Origin of the sequence: Alloalcanivorax xenomutans (assembly GCF_032810065.1) — a bacterium.
In the GTDB taxonomy this organism is placed as follows: Bacteria; Pseudomonadota; Gammaproteobacteria; order Pseudomonadales; family Alcanivoracaceae; genus Alloalcanivorax; species Alloalcanivorax xenomutans.
In genome coordinates this window covers 168698-183705 of the sequence record NZ_CP136538.1, presented here as the reverse complement: position 1 = coordinate 183705, position 15008 = coordinate 168698, and the positions used below count along the sequence as shown (strand labels likewise).

Annotated in this window: 17 protein-coding genes; 6 read left to right on the top strand and 11 right to left on the bottom strand. The window is 60.7% G+C overall.

The features are described 5' to 3' along the window. Positions 1-49 precede the first annotated feature (49 nt). Positions 50-652, top strand: coding sequence for a nucleoid occlusion factor SlmA (gene slmA / locus RYH70_RS00890; protein WP_014992554.1), 603 nt, complete (start codon positions 50-52; stop codon positions 650-652). A gap of 149 nt (positions 653-801) precedes the next feature. Here the strand turns inward: slmA and RYH70_RS00885 are convergent, their stop codons facing one another. The 3 genes from RYH70_RS00885 to rph are packed head-to-tail and all read right to left on the bottom strand — an operon-like array spanning position 802 to position 2822. After that, complete coding sequence (locus RYH70_RS00885; RefSeq protein ID WP_026948883.1) at positions 802-1422, bottom strand: hypothetical protein; 621 nt, start codon at positions 1420-1422, stop codon at positions 802-804. After that, the gene (pyrE, locus tag RYH70_RS00880; RefSeq protein ID WP_055098900.1) at positions 1419-2090 is read right to left on the bottom strand and encodes an orotate phosphoribosyltransferase; all 672 of its coding nucleotides are present in this window, start codon (positions 2088-2090) and stop codon (positions 1419-1421) included. Before pyrE ends, RYH70_RS00885 begins: the two co-directional genes overlap by 4 nt. 15 nt (positions 2091-2105) lie before the next feature. Next, positions 2106-2822, bottom strand: a complete 717-nt coding sequence (rph, locus tag RYH70_RS00875) for a ribonuclease PH (RefSeq protein ID WP_014992551.1) — start codon at positions 2820-2822, stop codon at positions 2106-2108. A 273-nt stretch (positions 2823-3095) separates the two neighbouring features. On the opposite strand from rph, the gene RYH70_RS00870 reads away from it, so the two are divergent. Next, positions 3096-3959 carry a YicC/YloC family endoribonuclease gene (locus RYH70_RS00870; protein WP_097059039.1) on the top strand — a complete coding sequence of 288 codons (864 nt, stop codon included), beginning with the start codon at positions 3096-3098 and terminating at the stop codon, positions 3957-3959. 11 nt (positions 3960-3970) lie between these two features. Next, entirely contained in the window at positions 3971-4585 is a 615-nt protein-coding gene (locus RYH70_RS00865; protein WP_063140626.1) for a MarC family protein, read from the top strand. A 29-nt stretch (positions 4586-4614) separates the two neighbouring features. Here the strand turns inward: RYH70_RS00865 and RYH70_RS00860 are convergent, their stop codons facing one another. The 7 genes from RYH70_RS00860 to RYH70_RS00830 all read right to left on the bottom strand — a co-directional run bounded on the left by RYH70_RS00860 (position 4615) and on the right by RYH70_RS00830 (position 11287). Then, on the bottom strand, positions 4615-5922 hold the full coding sequence (locus tag RYH70_RS00860; RefSeq protein ID WP_233917213.1) for a TRAP transporter large permease: 1308 nt from the start codon (positions 5920-5922) through the stop codon (positions 4615-4617). After that, entirely contained in the window at positions 5919-6494 is a 576-nt protein-coding gene (locus RYH70_RS00855) for a TRAP transporter small permease (RefSeq protein WP_116027453.1), read from the bottom strand. Before RYH70_RS00855 ends, RYH70_RS00860 begins: the two co-directional genes overlap by 4 nt. 49 nt (positions 6495-6543) lie before the next feature. Continuing rightward, positions 6544-6954 carry a hotdog family protein gene (locus RYH70_RS00850; protein ID WP_116027454.1) on the bottom strand — a complete coding sequence of 137 codons (411 nt, stop codon included), beginning with the start codon at positions 6952-6954 and terminating at the stop codon, positions 6544-6546. Between the two features lie 5 nt (positions 6955-6959). After that, a complete protein-coding gene (locus RYH70_RS00845; protein ID WP_063140630.1) occupies positions 6960-7415 on the bottom strand; it encodes an FAS1-like dehydratase domain-containing protein in 456 nt (151 codons plus the stop codon). Positions 7416-7469: 54 nt separating this feature from the next. Continuing rightward, positions 7470-8609, bottom strand: a complete 1140-nt coding sequence (locus RYH70_RS00840) for a C4-dicarboxylate TRAP transporter substrate-binding protein (RefSeq protein WP_317009630.1) — start codon at positions 8607-8609, stop codon at positions 7470-7472. A gap of 42 nt (positions 8610-8651) precedes the next feature. Continuing rightward, a complete protein-coding gene (locus tag RYH70_RS00835; RefSeq protein WP_063140632.1) occupies positions 8652-9881 on the bottom strand; it encodes a CaiB/BaiF CoA transferase family protein in 1230 nt (409 codons plus the stop codon). An 86-nt stretch (positions 9882-9967) separates the two neighbouring features. After that, positions 9968-11287: a hydroxymethylglutaryl-CoA reductase, degradative gene (locus RYH70_RS00830; RefSeq protein WP_317009629.1), complete on the bottom strand. Its 1320-nt coding sequence runs from the start codon at positions 11285-11287 to the stop codon at positions 9968-9970. Between the two features lie 163 nt (positions 11288-11450). Between RYH70_RS00830 and RYH70_RS00825 the strand changes: the two genes are divergently transcribed. Then, positions 11451-12842 (top strand): aminotransferase-like domain-containing protein, encoded by a 1392-nt coding sequence (locus tag RYH70_RS00825; protein WP_317009628.1) that lies wholly within the window; start codon positions 11451-11453, stop codon positions 12840-12842. Between the two features lie 33 nt (positions 12843-12875). Here the strand turns inward: RYH70_RS00825 and doeB are convergent, their stop codons facing one another. Continuing rightward, positions 12876-13892 (bottom strand): N(2)-acetyl-L-2,4-diaminobutanoate deacetylase DoeB, encoded by a 1017-nt coding sequence (gene doeB, locus RYH70_RS00820; RefSeq protein WP_317009627.1) that lies wholly within the window; start codon positions 13890-13892, stop codon positions 12876-12878. Between the two features lie 134 nt (positions 13893-14026). Here doeB and gmk point away from each other — a divergent pair, with 134 nt between their 5' ends. Both gmk and rpoZ read left to right on the top strand, forming a co-directional pair. Continuing rightward, positions 14027-14659, top strand: coding sequence for a guanylate kinase (gene gmk, locus RYH70_RS00815; protein ID WP_097059054.1), 633 nt, complete (start codon positions 14027-14029; stop codon positions 14657-14659). 50 nt (positions 14660-14709) lie between these two features. Further along, positions 14710-14973, top strand: coding sequence for a DNA-directed RNA polymerase subunit omega (gene rpoZ, locus RYH70_RS00810; protein WP_014992535.1), 264 nt, complete (start codon positions 14710-14712; stop codon positions 14971-14973). The last annotated feature ends 35 nt before the right edge of the window (positions 14974-15008 follow it).

The window sequence follows — 15008 nt, the reverse complement described above, 5'->3', positions numbered from 1 at the left end:
CCGGCGGCGGTATCGCCGGGCCGGCTCACATAAAACGGGTAACCAGGATATGACCGACAAGAAGCCTTCTCGCAAGGAGCAAATCCTGCAAACACTGGCCTACATGCTGGAAGCGGAGCCGGGGGGCCGGGTGACCACATCCGGGCTGGCCCGGGAAGTGGGGGTGTCCGAGTCCGCGCTGTATCGCCATTTTCCCAGCAAGGCACGCATGCTTGAGGCGCTGATCGAGTTCATTGAGGACTCGGTGTTCTCGCGCATTAACCGCATCATCTCCGAAGGGGACGCGCTGCAACAGGTGGAGCAGATTCTGACGCTGATTCTGGCCTTCACCGAGCGCAATCCGGGCATTACCCGGCTGCTTACCGGCGACGCCCTGACCGGCGAGAATGAGCGGCTGCGTCAGCGTATTCAGCAATTCTACGACCGGGTGGAGAGCCAGCTGAAACAGGTGGTCCGCGACGCCGAATTCCGCGAAGGCAAGCGCACCCGCGCCACTCCGGGCATCACCGCCAATCTGCTGCTGTCCGTGGTGGAGGGGCGTATCGCCCAGTTCGTGCGCTCCGGCTTCCGCGCCCGTCCCGCCGAGGACTGGCATGAGCAATGGGCACTGATCGCGCCAATGATCTTTCGTGCGGACGGGGAAGCGCTTTAAAAGGCAGTGAATAGTTAACAGTTAATAGCGGAAGGACTAAAACAGCCTGATCTTTAGCCGCTGTGGGAACTTACCTGCAAGCGAATGGGCTCTGGCATCCAAAGATTCGCTTGCAGGCAAGTTCCAACAGTGGCGAAAAACAGGTGTGATTACTGCGCTTCCAGCTCGCGCAGGCGCTGGATGATGGGGGTGAATTCCTCCTTCACCCGCGCCATGTCCTCCTGGTATTCCTTGATTTTCTCGCGGTTCTCGCGAGCCTGGCGGCCGTAACGTTCAATGGCATCGCGCACGCTGTCGGGCACTTGCCGGCCTGCCCGTTCGGCCCGGGCCGCCTTGCGGATTTCCTCGTCCTGTTTGCCATTCAGTTGCTGGATAGCATTTTCAGCGTAGTCGATATTGAGCTGCAGCGCTTGCAGCTGCCGGTCGCGAGCCCGTTCGGCATCCCCCGGGCCGGCGTAAAGGCGGCGTAATTCACCGTCACGCCGTGCCTGAGCCTTGGCCTGCTCCTGGCGGGCCAGTTCCCTGCGGCGACGGGCCTGCTCCTCCGGCGGTGCCGGCGCCACCGTCTCCAGCACCCGGCCATGTTGGTCGAGCACCTGATAACCGGCGTGAATGGCCGCTTCGGTGAGGGTGGCGCTAATCGCCATGGCCCCGTCCGCGGACTGGTAACGGTACAGCCGCTGTTCCACTTGCCCGGTCTTGTTCGCCGCCATACCGGCGGCGCTCAACACACTCAACAACACACCCAGCAGCAGTACCGTTGCTCTCACGACTCGCTCACCCCATAGCGTACCCGGTAGGCGTCCATGGCGGCCCGCTCCTCTTCCCGGTCCGGCTGCTGATCAAGCCAGCCGATGATGTCTTCCATGGACACGATACTGCGCACCGGCACACCCAGGCTGTCCTGCACTTCCTGAATCGCGGATTTCGCTTTACCGTCCGCCGAGGGCTCTCCCTGCCCCCGCTCCTGGCGGTCCAGCGCCACGAACACCCCGGCGATGGAAGCATCGGTCTGCGCGAACAGCGCCGCCACTTCACGAATCGCGGTGCCGGCGGTAATGACATCATCGATGATCAGCGCCCGGCCGTTGAGGGGGGCCCCCACCAGCCAGCCGCCTTCGCCATGATCCTTGGCTTCCTTGCGGTTGAAGGCCCAGGGGTAATCCAGACCATGATGCTCGGCGAGCGCCACCGCCACCGAGGACACCAGCGGAATGCCCTTGTAGGCCGGGCCGAACAGCATGTCGAATTCGATGCCCGACTCGACGATGGCGTCGGCGTAATGGCGCCCCAGACGCGCCAGCGCTTCTCCGGTGTGGAAAGTGCCGGCGTTAAAGAAGTAAGGACTTACGCGCCCTGATTTGAGCGTGAACTCGCCAAACTTGAGCGCCTGGCGCTGCTCGGCGAACCGCAGAAAATGCTTTTTGTAGTTTTTCATCATGTCACCAGGCGCTTACCAGCCCAGGGCCTCCTGCTGCTTGCGCACGATGTCCTGAATGCCCTTCTCCGCCAGGCCCAACAAGGTATCGGACTGTTCACGGGTGAACGGCACCCCCTCCGCGGTCCCCTGAATCTCCACGAAGCCCCCATGCTGGGTCATCACCACGTTCATATCGGTATCGGCGTTGGAGTCCTCCGGATAGTCCAGGTCCAGCACCGGCTCATTGTTGTACATGCCCACGGAAACGGACGCAATCAACCCGTTCAAGGGATCTTCCTTTATGCGCTTCCTTTCCAGCAAAACCGAGAAGGCGTCCACAAGCGCGACACAGGCCCCGGAGATGGAAGCGGTGCGGGTGCCGCCGTCGGCCTGCAGCACATCACAGTCCAGATAGACGGTATTTTCGCCCAGCTTGCGCAGATCCACGGCGGCGCGCAGGGAGCGGCCGATCAGGCGTTGGATTTCCAGGGTGCGCCCGCCCTGCTTGCCGCGGGCCGCCTCCCGGCCAGAACGGGTGTGGGTGGCGCGGGGCAGCATGCCGTACTCGGCGGTGATCCAGCCCTGGCCCTTGCCTTTGAGGAAGCGCGGGACACCGTCTTCCACGGAGGCGGTGCAGAGCACCTGGGTGTCACCGAACGCCACCAGGACGCTACCCTCGGCATGCTTGGTGTAATGGCGCGTAAAAGACACTTCACGCATTTGGTCGGGCGCGCGGCCGGAGGGACGCATGGTAGCTCCTTAGGTTCTGATAATGGTATGGGAGGCCCCCATTGTAACGAACCCGCCGGACCCATTGCGAGGCGTCACGGTCGATCGGCCCGGATCGCGCCGCAAGGGAGATCGCTACAAGGCCTCTGTGGGAGCCAGCCTTGCTGGCGAATCCCTGAGGGTGCAGTCCCTTTCGCCAGCGGGGCCGGCTCCTACAATAGCTTCGTCGCTGGCCCACAACTATCGAACACCAATGGTACACTGAGCGCACACGCAATGGCCGAGGACCCCGTAATGATCCGCAGCATGACCGCTTTCGCCCGTACCGACGGGCACCTCGACGGCGTCGACCTCGCCTGGGAAATCCGCTCGGTGAACCACCGCTACCTGGAAATCTCCCCACGCCTGCCCGAAGCCGTACGGACACTGGAGGGCATCGTCCGTGAGCGCTGCCGCAGCCGCCTGGCCCGAGGCAAGCTGGATTTGACCCTGCGCTATCAGGAAGACGAAGCGGATCCCAATCTGGAGCTCAACGAAGCGCTGGTGAAACGGATCTCCGAAGCAGCTCGCCGGGTGGGCGATCTGGTGATGCACCCCGGGCAGATCGACCCCTTGGAAGTGCTGCGCTTCCCAGGTGTGCTGAAAACCACCCGGGTGGACCCGGAAGCCCTGCAAAACAAAGCCGTGGAGCTGCTCGACGAAGCACTGGACAGCCTGTTGGCCACGCGCGAACGGGAGGGGGAACAATTGGCCAAACTGGTGCTGGACCGCCTGACCCTGATCGGCGAGCAAGTCGTCATCGTCCGCGCCGCCCTGCCCCGCATTCGCGACCACCTGCGCGAACGGCTGCGGCAGCGGGTCGAGGACGTGCTGGAAACCGCTGACAACGACCGTCTGGAACAGGAAGTGGTGCTGGCCGCCCAGAAAATGGATGTGGACGAGGAACTGGATCGCCTGGAGGCCCATGTGAAGGAAGTCCGCCGGGTGGTGGAAAAGGGTGGCCAAGCGGGCCGCCGTCTGGATTTCCTGATGCAGGAGCTTAATCGCGAAGCCAACACCCTGGCGTCAAAATCCATCGACGCCGAAACCACCGCCGCCGCCGTCGAACTCAAGGTCCTGATTGAGCAGATGCGGGAGCAGGTCCAGAATATTGAATAACCGGAGCCGTCATGATCGAGCATGCCATCACCGTTTTCCTGGCGTTCTTCGCGATCATGAACCCGATCGCCAATACAGCGGTGTTCGCTGGTCTCACCGGGGACAAGAGCAAAGCCGAGCAACGGCACATCGCCACCAAAGCGCTGATCATCACCTTTGTGATCATTCTGTTGTTCGCGGCGCTCGGCAAATCCATCTTCGATCTGTTCGGCATCACTCTGCCAGCGCTGAGGATCACCGGCGGGATACTGGTCTTCCTGGTTGGCTATCACATGCTTCAGGGCAGCAATTCCAAGCTGCATACGGAACAGGACGACGGTGATTCGGATATCGCCGTCTCCCCTCTGGCGGTTCCGTTGCTGGCCGGTCCAGGTACCATCGCCACAGCGATGAACTATTCCGCCTCCGGCGGCTGGACCGCCATCATTGTCACCTGCCTGGTCTTTTTGGCGCTTTGCCTGATCACTTTTATCTGCTTTCTATTCAGCGCACGGATCATTGCCGTCATCGGCCAGAATGGTCTGAGTATCGTGACGCGCCTGATGGGCCTGATCCTGGCCGTGATCGGCACGCAGATGCTGATCGCCGGCATCCAGGGCGCGGTGCATTTCACCTCTGCCAGTTAATATACCGAGGCCACCGCGAACCATACCGCTCAACCAAACCTTTCAGGCAGGAACAGAATCAGCTCCGGCACACCCATCAACAACAGCAGCACCAGGGCGTCCATCATCAGGAACCAGAACACACCCTTGAAGATGGCGCTGGTGGATACCAGGTCACCGACCACGCTCTTTATCACGAAGATGTTCATGCCCACCGGCGGCGTCACCATGCCCACTTCCAACAGCTTGGTCAGCACCACGCCGAACCAGATCAGACTGAGACCGGCGCTGTCGATGATCGGCAGGACGATGGGCAAGGTCAGCAGCATGGCGCCGATGGGTTCCAGAAACATACCCAGCAACAGATAAACGCAGACGATGATCAGCAGGATCGCCACGGTATCGGCGCCAGCGTCCAGTACCAGCGAGGACAGGTAATCACCAGCGCCGGATAAGGACAAGAAGCGCGTCAGCAAACTGGCGCCCATGGCGATGATCAGAAGAGCGCCGGTGGTCAGCAGGGTTTCTTGTATCGCCGCGCGAAAGCGGCTCCAGGTCAGAGTACGTTTGCACAGCGCCACGATACAGGACAGCGCGGCGCCTACCGCACCGGCCTCCGTGGGCGTGAACAATCCGGCGAACATGCCGCCGAAAATACCCATCATGATCAGCAGAATCGGCCAGATATCCCACAGCGCCGCCACTTTCTCTTTCAGTGACACACGCGAATCGGTACGCGGCGCCAACGATGGGTCCATTTTCACCCGCATCATTACCACCGCGATGTAGCCCGCCACGGTAATCAGGCCGGCCGCGATCCCGCCCAGAAACAGCTTGCTGATCGATTGCTGGGCGATGATGCCGTAAAGGATCATGATGATGGACGGCGGCAGCAGGGCACCGACGGTGCCGGCGATGGAAACGGTGCTGGTCGCCAGCCCCGGATTGTATTTTTGGTCAATCATCTCCGGCACGGCAACGCGCCCCATGGCGGCGGAGCAGGCCACGGAAGAGCCACACACCGCGGCGAAACCGGTGGTGCCGAAAATCGAGGCCACCGCCAGCCCACCCGGCACCGAGGACAACCAAAGGCGCGCGGCCCTGAACAATCCCTGAGTCAGTTGGGCATGGAAGCAAACGTAGCCAAGCAATAGAAACATCGGTACCGAACTGAGCACCCAGTTGGCGGAGAATTGGTAAGGGATGAGCCCCAACGATCCCCAGGCAATTCCCCAACCCATCAAGTACCACAGCCCGCCGAACGAGACTCCGATAAGCGCAATGCCCACCGGCATGCGCAAGGCAATCAGCGCGAACAGCACCACCAAACCACCGAGGCCGATCTGGACTTCGGTCATGCCGATTCTCCGGTGGCGCGGGTAGCATTCGGCCGCGGCACTTCACCAGCTCCCTGCTGTTGTCCGGACGAGACCAGCCCCGATTCGCCGCCCGTGACATAGACCACGAACTTGTAGACCAGCATCAGAACCATAAGCCCCAGCCCAATGGGCAGCACAAAGTAGCCCGGCCAGATGATGATGGAGGTGCCGCCTTCCACCAGTGCGGCCCCCATTTCATAGCGGGTCACGGCTTCCAGCCCCGTTTTCACTGCCATGAAGGCGAGGATGATCGCGGACAGCAGGATCAGCCAATGGGCCAGATGGAACTGGATCCGTTGTGGCAGACGTTCGGTAACCACCTCCACGCTGATGTGGGCGCCCAGCTTTTCCGCGTAAGCCAAAGGCAGAAAGGCAGCGATGATCATGTAGTAGTTGGACACGTAGGTGATGGTGCCAGGTATTGGTGTTGAAAACAGATAACGCAACACCACGTCCAGGCTGATGTGGATCATCATCAAGGCAATGGCAAGCCCGCCCACCAGCGTCGTCATATCCGTTACCCGGGAAAGGTAACGCCCCAACCGATACATAGTCTTTCCTCGAGAACCGGGAGTGCGAAGTGAAAATCGGCGATAACTTTTAATGGCCGGATTCGATGACCACGGTGGCATTACCCACGGTGGTGGCTTCCCCACGCTGATTGGTGATCCTGAGATCCAGGGTAACGGTGTCTCCATCAACGGCGGTCACTTCGCCCACGGTGCTCAGCACGTCACCCACATAGGCCGCACGACGATTGCTGTAGCTGAATGCCGTCAGAATCCCGTTTTCGCCCAACCATTCGTAGACCATCTGCGTCAACCAGTCACCTTGAAGTGGACCATCGATCAACAATTGCGGATGCCCTTCGGCTTCCTGCGTGTAGGGCAGATCATAGTGGATGCGGTGAGGATTCCAGATGGCGGCGTTGTACAAGAACAGCTGAACGGTATCCGCACGCCAGGTCCGCCCCGTAAGTTTCTCGCCGGCTTCAATACGCTTTTTCATCATCACTGCTACCTCGCGATCCGGGTCAGACGTTCCGTGACCACTGGTTCGCCATCACGGGTTTCAAATCGGTTTTCGAATACCAGAAACAGCAATGGCCCCTCGGCTCCGGTTTTCTCAAATACCTCGACGAATTTCTGCCGGCAAACCAGCACATCCCCGACATTCACCTTGCGGTGGAGTTGATATTCACTGCCACCGGCCATTACGCGGTTCAACGGCAGCGGCGGCATCAGGCCGCTGTCCGGTTGGCGGCCGTCCGGCAACAGGCGGTCCAGCGGCACCACCGGCATCATCGCCGCGAACAAGTAAAGCAGCGGCGCCTCGTCACCATTGAGGTAGCGCTCGAGTCGCTGGCCGGTAGCCACGGCGTATTTCTTCAGGTCACCGCGGGAAATTTCAAATTCGAAAGGCGGAAGCTCAGCACCGACATGGTTTTTGAGCTCTTCGGTAATCACAGTCATGACGTACCCCGGTCAGGTTGGCGGAGACCGGGCGGCCAGGCCGCCCGCATCGGATCAGAGGCCGTGCTTGGAGACGTCCACTTTGGAGAAGATCTCATTCCAGTACAGGTCAACGAGCTGTTGCTCACTGTCCACGTCCTGGACCAGACCGGCCCACTTCTCCAATAGTTCGCGGAAATCCGCGATCATCTCCTGACCTCGACTGACGTTGTAACGTTTTTGATAGTCCGTGGCGATGAAATCCATGTCCTTCTCGATAAAGGCGTTGGTTTTTGCCACCAGATCCTCGTCGGCATGATGAATCGTGACACCGCGCTGCTCCGCCTCCGCCAGGATACGATCTTCGTGCTGGTGGTAGATCCAGGGAATGCCAGCGGTGAAAGCACTGGCGGCACGCAGCATCAGCGTTCTCTGTTGCGGAGACAGCGACTTCCAGGTGTTGGCATTGATATTGGTGCCCGCCACCGGCATGGGACCGCCCGGCACATCCATATTGATGTCGGTCACCACATCCGCGAGCCCGAAATTGTGGATCTCCGGAGAAGCCAGAACGATGCAGCCCACGACACCCTGACTCAATGCTTCGTACATTTCGTTGGCGGACATGGTCACCGGTGAGGCACCCACCGCCTCGGTCCAGCGGGACCAGTTGGCGGCACCGACCCTAAGACGCATGCCACTGAGATCCGCGGCAGTTTCCACTGGCCGGTTGCATACCAACCCATAGGAGGAACCGCCGGTGCTTCCGGTATATACCTGATTTTGATTGGCGAACTCCTGATTGCATTCCGGGCAGTGGAAGAACGTAAACTCGGAGAGCGCGCCCATGAAGACCATGCCTTCCTTGCCACGTACTTTGTCACCCAGCAAGCTCAGCAACATCGATGATTCAACCACCACATTACTGTGCGGAAACTCGGCGGGGAAATAAGACGTCAGGACAAAACCGATATCCGCCATACCGTCCCGCAGACCACCGGAGGTCTCGGCAAAGTTCAGCAACGACATGGGAAAGACCCGGACTTTCAAATCACCGTCGGACAGTTCACTGACGGATTCCGCATATTGTTTGGCCACATCCACGACGAAAGAACTGGGGGGATGGCCAATGGCATAACGCAACGTTTTCGCCTCGGCGGAGAGCACAGTCACCCCGCTGAGTATGGCCAGAGCCATAATCATCAAGCGTTTCATAGTGTGTTCACCTTTGTTATTTAATAGTTCATGGTAACGACGTCAGATGACGCCGCTGTTTTTCAGAAACTCGAATTCTTCATCATCTTTGCCAAGCCATTCCCGATAAATTCTTTCGTTGTGTTCGCCCACTTCCGGCGCCATCGCATTTTTCTCGCGAGTGCCGCCGGAAAGCTTCACTGGATTACCGAACACTTGGAAATCCACGCCCCGGTATTGCACCGGAATCACCATGTCGCGCAACCGCACATGGGGATCCGCCACCACTTCGTCGATGCTCTTTATGGGTGACAGCGGGAAGCGCGCACCGGTCATCTCTTCCAATTCCGCTTTGGTATGACGCCCGCACCACTGTTCCACCAGCGGTTTCACCCGGCGCTCATAAACTTCCGGATCAAAACGCCTGGCCATGGTGTTGATCTCAGGGTCATCGAGGAGATGTTCATCACCGAAAACGATGCAGGCCTCACGCCAGAATTTGTCGGTATAGGCACCGAAGAACACGTAGCCGTCCTTGCAGGCGTAGCGGCCATAAGGTTTGACGAAAGGATGGCCGTTGCCTTCGGGAACCGTGACCTTGCCGGAGGCGGTGTAAGTCACCAACGCGTTCTCGGTGAGCGAGATAATGGAGTCCTGCTGGGAAATATCCACGCATTGGCCCATGCCGGTTTGTTCCGCCTGGCGTAATGCCCCCAGGGTGCCAATGGCGCCGTACAGGGCCGCACTCAGATCGCCGAGCACGGTGCCCACCCGCATGGGTTCTTCCACCGTACCGTTCATGGACCACAGTCCGCCGGTGGCCTGGGCGCTGCTGTCGAACGCCGGCCGTGGCGAGTTTGGTCCGGTCTGTCCGAAGCCGCTGATACAGGTGAGAATAATGGCGGGATTGGTCTCCGCCAGAACGTCGTAGCCCAATCCCAGCTTATCCAGCGTGCCGGGGCGGAAGTTCTCGATGACAATGTGGGCTCTGGCCACCATTTGCAGAAAGGTCTCACGGCCTTCCGCTTTCTTCAGATCCAGACTCACCGCCATTTTGTTTCTGTTGTACTGAGCGAAGAAACCGCTGATCGCCGCGCCATCCTGATCCATCAAAGGCGGAAATTCCCTCGTCAGGTCCGGGTCCTGGGGGTGCTCGATCTTGATCACCGTCGCCCCCATGTCAGCCAGTAACATGGCGCAATAGGGACCGGCCACGACCCGAGTCAGATCGAGGATGACAATGCCCTTGAGCGGACCTTCTGATGCAACGGGAATATCGGTTTGATGGGTCATGGGACCTCCTCGTCTTGTTGTCATTCTGATGCTCGCTGGAGGCGCCGCTGATCGGCGCCACCAGCGAGCTGATCATAGACGCTGTCTCACTCGCCTTGTCGTTTCTCTCTCAGCCGTATTTCTCTCAACTTTTTTTCTCTCAACAAGGCTTCCGCGTGATCGGCGCGCACGTCCCGGGCGCTGACCATGCGCTCCACCACATAAGCAACCTCCTCGCCACGTGCGCCGGCCAACAGCGCTATATTGCGAGCGTGCAGGGCCATATGGCCGCGCTGAATGCCTTCCGTCGCCAGCGCGCGCAGCGCTCCCAGGTTCTGTGCCAGCCCCACCGCCACCGCCACTTCCGCCAACTCCTGGGCACTGGATACGCCCAGAATCTTCAACGCCAGCCGTGCCAGCGGGTGCGTTTTGGTGGCGCCGCCCACCAACCCCACTGGCATTGGCATTTCAATGGTGCCCACCAGGGCGCCCTCGCGGTCTTTTTCCCAGGTGGTGAGGGAGCCGTAATGGCCATCGCGGCAGGCATAGGCATGGGCGCCCGCTTCCACCGCGCGCCAGTCGTTACCGGTGGCGACGATCAAAGGGTCGATGCCATTCATGATGCCTTTGTTGTGGGTGGCCGCCCGGTACGGATCCACGGCGGCGAACGCGTAGGCATCGATAATACGCTCGATTACGTCCTCACCTTTGTAGTCCGCGGTGTCCAGATGCTCCGGTGCAATGCGCACCTGGGCACGGGAGAGCCGCAGATCAGCGAGATTGGAGAGAATCCGCAGCCGCACCGTGCCACCGGTGATCTCTTCCATCAGCGGCGCCACGGCCTCGGCCATGGTGTTCACGGTATTGGCCCCCATGGCGTCCCGCACATCGACCAACAGATGGGCCACCACCATCGGCCCGCGCGGACTGTCGGCGAAGGTATGGATGTCCAGATCACGGCAGCCGCCACCGAGCTGATTAAGGAGCTGATCCTTGCTGTTGGCCAGATCGAGGATGCGCTGCTTGTGACGCAGCAGGCTGAGACGGGCGTTGACCGGATCGGAAACACCGATGATCTGGATCTGTGCGCGCATCAATGGGGTACTGGAGGATGTCAGAAAGCCGCCCGCCGGACGTGCCAGCTTTGCCATGAAGGACGCCGCCGCCACCACCGAGGGCTCTTCCACGGCCATGGGCACCAGCACCTCCTTGCCGTTAACGAGAAAGTTTCCGGCAATCGCCAAGGGCAGCTCGAACTTGGCGATGACGTTCTCAATCATGCCATCGGCGATTTCCAACGGCAGAGCTCCGACGTTGCGCAGCAGATCCAGCTCATCATCGGATAAGGCCAACTGGGATTGCAGATGATCCAATCGCTCGGCGGGGGAAAGATTACGAAAACCGGGAAGCAGGGAGCTGTAGCTCACGGGTCACCTCTGTGACGTCGTTGTTGTTAGGTGGGCGGCGTTTGGTTGACGGAGTCGGATACGCCGGATTGACCGTTACGATAGCTTCACCTGTACCCATCAAAAAGGTACAGTTACGGCAAACAGTCTCCCCCAGTCCCGTACAACAACAACGGAATTTCCCGTGGCCCTTCCCCTGCACCGCCAAACGCTGGCCCAGCGGGTCGCCGCCAGCATCGCCGAGCAGATCTCCGAGGGCGCGCTGCGCCAGGGCGACAAGCTCCCCTCCCTGCGCGAGTACACTCGTCTGCATGGCCATTCCAAGAACACCGTGATCACCGCCTACGAGTACCTCGCCGCGGAAGGGCTTATCGAGGCCAGACATGGCAAGGGCTTTTTTGTCTGCGCGCCACCGGAGAACAGCGACGACACCGGCCCCGAACCACCGCCTTACGCACGCGCTCTGGACACCATCTGGATGATGCGTCAGCAGTTCGTGCGCGAGCCTGGACATTCCCATTTGGGCGAAGGGTTTCCGCCGGTGGAATGGCTGATGGATATGCGCCTGGACAAGTTCAGCCGCCAAGTGGTGCGCAGCGGCGTGGCCACACTGTTCCGTTACGGCGACCGACTGGGCAATATCAATTTGCGACAGCAACTGGTCAGAAAACTGGCCGGCTACGGCATCAGCACCACCATAGCGCAGATCGCCACGACCTTCGGCGCCAACCACGGCATGGACCTGGTGATCCGGCGGTTCGTCAAACCCGGAGATGCGGTGCTGGTGGAAAGTCCGGGTTATTACCCGCTGTTCGGCAAGTTGCAGCTTCAGGGCGCGCGCATGCTGCCGGTTACCCGCCAGGTGGACGGGCCCGACACCGAACAGCTGGCCCGGCTGCTGGCCAGAGAGAAGCCGCGCTTGTTCTTCATGCAGTCCGCCGGCCATAACCCCACCGGCACCGATCTTTCCACCGCCAAGGCGGAACGGATTCTGGCGCTGGCCAGACGCCATAATCTGATCGTGGTGGAAAACGATGCCATGGCGGATTTCAAACTCAGTTCCTGCACAAAACTGGCGGCCTTGGATCAACTCAAACGCACCCTTTATATCGGCAGCTTCTCCAAACCGGTTTCAGCGGCACTGCGGGTCGGTTTCATCGCCGGCGAGGAAGGGCTGATCAGTGAACTGGCGGACGTGAAAATGCTGTTGCACACCAGCGGTGCCGAGTATTCGGAGAGGCTGGTCAATATTATCTTGCGCGAAGGTCACTACCTGAGACATCTGGCGCGTCTGCAGAAGCGGCTCAGGGAAGCCACCGAACGGGGTCTGGCGGTGCTCGATGAGCTCGGCGCGGAAGTGTTTCACCGCCCGGATCAGAGTCTCTATGTCTGGGCCCGCTTCCCCGGTATCGACGATGCCAATGAACTGACCCGGCGCTGTCTGGACAAAGGGGTGATGCTGGCACCGGGCTCGATCTTTTCCGTCGACAGAACAAAAATCGTGCCCTGGACCCGCCTCAACGTGGCTTACCTGGACGACCCGGCGTTCCGGGCCGCCCTGCTCGACGGCCTGTAGTCGCTAAAACCGCACGACGTTCCTTCACGCCGGTCAATCGAAGTTCTTCAGCACCACCGCCAGCACCGCGAAGGTATCCCCCATGGCAACTCTGGCGGGGTGGCGGCGGCCGATCAGAATACCGCTCACTGGCGCCCGGTATTCCACCGGCGCCGCACCGGTGCGCTCCATACTGTAGATTCTGGCGATCAGGTCACCGGCGCGGATTTCGTCTCCGAGGCCGACGCAAAACTCCAGCAATCCGGCGTGTTCGCTTTGCAGATAGTGGTCGTTATCGGGGATCTCCAGCATTCTGCTGGCGGGTACCGGCGGATGCGGTTCTCCAGCCAGGACACCGGCGTAGCGAAGGACGTTCTCGACACCCCGCTCCGCCAGCGCCACGCTCTCCGGCGTGGACGTGCCGCCACCGCGCAGTTCGGTGCTGATAAAGACCTTGCCCTGATTCTCGACCACGGTGTCGAACAGCGCCGCACCCTCCAGCTCCGACATCAACAGCGTATTGGGTGCGCCAAAGGCCAGGGCGCCTTCCAGACAACGGCGGGCCAGGTCCTGGTCCGGCAGCCGGTGGGTGGCGGCGAACGGCAGCAGATCCAGGGTGCGGCCGCCGGAATGGATATCCAGAACCACGTCGCTCAACGGCACCAGATAACGGGTGAAGTAATCGGCGATGCGCTCGGTCAGCGTGCCGCACGGGTCACCGGGGAAGGCGCGATTTAGATTGCCTTTATCGATGGGTGAGGTACGGGTGCCATTCAGCGCCGCCGGATGGTTCATCATCGGCACGATGATGACGCGGCCGGCGATGTCCCTGGCTCGCAGCCGGTTGGCCAGTTTGATCAGGGCGGTGATCCCCTCGTATTCGTCGCCGTGATTACCTCCGGTGAGCAGCACCGTCGGCCCAGCGCCATTGCGCACCACGGCGATGGGGATCATCAGGCTGCCCCAGGCGGAGTCATCATGGGAGTGCGGCAGCTTGAGAAATCCATGCTGCACACCGTCGCGGTGATAATCCACGGTAGCGCTGATAGGGCTGTCTGGCAGATACGACATAGGCTCTCCTCGTCCCGGACGCCCATGACGGACCACCGGCTTTGCTCCTATAATGCCCGTTTTCGCGGCAAGTCCGGCAGGGGTACCCGTTGCCTCCGACCCTACCCGCATCCCGAGAAACAGGAATATACGTTATGGCCGACATTGGCACCCTGTACATCGTTTCCGCACCCTCCGGCGCCGGCAAGACTTCTCTGGTGGCGGCACTGGTGGAAAAGCTGCCGCGTCTGAGGATTTCCATTTCCCACACCACCCGCGACCGCCGTGACGGCGAAACCGATGGTGTGAACTACCACTTCATCAAACGCGAATCATTCGTCAGGCTGGTGGAGCAGGGCCGGTTTCTGGAACACGCCGAGGTGTTCGGCAACCTCTATGGCACCAGCGCCGACTGGGTTTCCGACACCCTGCGCAACGGCGAAGACGTAATTCTGGAGATCGACTGGCAGGGCGCCGCCCAGGTCCGCCGGCAGATGCCGGAGGCGGTCAGCATCTTCATTCTGCCGCCATGCCTGAAGACGCTGGAGCAGCGTCTGCGCAGCCGCGCCTCCGATGACGACGAGGTGATCCGCAAGCGCCTGGCCGGGGCCCGGGAGGAGATGAGCCACTATGGCGAATTCGATTATCTGGTGGTCAACGACAACTTCGAACGCGCCCTGCATGAGCTGGCCGCCATTGTCGAGGCCCGCCGGTTGACCACCCACCGCCAGGCAGTGCGCCAGGCGGCGGTACTGGCGGACTTGTTGTCCGATAGCGAAACCCGGTAAAATCCCCGCCCTTATGTCTGGTCGATTGAGACCAACCGGAGGAGAACACCGTGGCCCGTGTAACCGTAGAAGATTGCCTGGAAAAGCTGGACAACCGCTTTGAGCTGGTACTGGTATCCAGCCGGCGCGCCCGTCAGCTGCAGACCGGCGGCAAAGAGCCGCGGGTGGCCTGGGAGAACGACAAGCCCACCGTGGTGGCCCTGCGCGAAATCGCCGATGGTCACGTGACCGGCGAAAGCCTGGATGCCGCCGCCCTGGAACACGACAGCGAGGTCGATGACCTGGCGCTGCTGACCCGTTCCTTCGGCGAATAACGCCGCTGCTCCGGCCGGGCACAGCCCCGGCCGCG

Bases quoted from the DNA above. Each gene is read 5' to 3' on its own strand.
- doeB (WP_317009627.1), bottom strand. From the start codon at position 13,892: ATGTCGTATCTGCCAGACAGCCCTATCAGCGCTACCGTGGATTATCAC.
- RYH70_RS00855 (WP_116027453.1), bottom strand. From the start codon at position 6,494: ATGTATCGGTTGGGGCGTTACCTTTCCCGGGTAACGGATATGACGACG.
- rph (WP_014992551.1), bottom strand. From the start codon at position 2,822: ATGCGTCCCTCCGGCCGCGCGCCCGACCAAATGCGTGAAGTGTCTTTT.
- slmA (WP_014992554.1), top strand. From the start codon at position 50: ATGACCGACAAGAAGCCTTCTCGCAAGGAGCAAATCCTGCAAACACTG.
- RYH70_RS00865 (WP_063140626.1), top strand. From the start codon at position 3,971: ATGATCGAGCATGCCATCACCGTTTTCCTGGCGTTCTTCGCGATCATG.
- RYH70_RS00870 (WP_097059039.1), top strand. From the start codon at position 3,096: ATGATCCGCAGCATGACCGCTTTCGCCCGTACCGACGGGCACCTCGAC.
- RYH70_RS00840 (WP_317009630.1), bottom strand. From the start codon at position 8,609: ATGAAACGCTTGATGATTATGGCTCTGGCCATACTCAGCGGGGTGACT.
- RYH70_RS00845 (WP_063140630.1), bottom strand. From the start codon at position 7,415: ATGACTGTGATTACCGAAGAGCTCAAAAACCATGTCGGTGCTGAGCTT.
- RYH70_RS00835 (WP_063140632.1), bottom strand. From the start codon at position 9,881: ATGACCCATCAAACCGATATTCCCGTTGCATCAGAAGGTCCGCTCAAG.
- RYH70_RS00860 (WP_233917213.1), bottom strand. From the start codon at position 5,922: ATGACCGAAGTCCAGATCGGCCTCGGTGGTTTGGTGGTGCTGTTCGCG.
- gmk (WP_097059054.1), top strand. From the start codon at position 14,027: ATGGCCGACATTGGCACCCTGTACATCGTTTCCGCACCCTCCGGCGCC.
- RYH70_RS00850 (WP_116027454.1), bottom strand. From the start codon at position 6,954: ATGATGAAAAAGCGTATTGAAGCCGGCGAGAAACTTACGGGGCGGACC.
- pyrE (WP_055098900.1), bottom strand. From the start codon at position 2,090: ATGAAAAACTACAAAAAGCATTTTCTGCGGTTCGCCGAGCAGCGCCAG.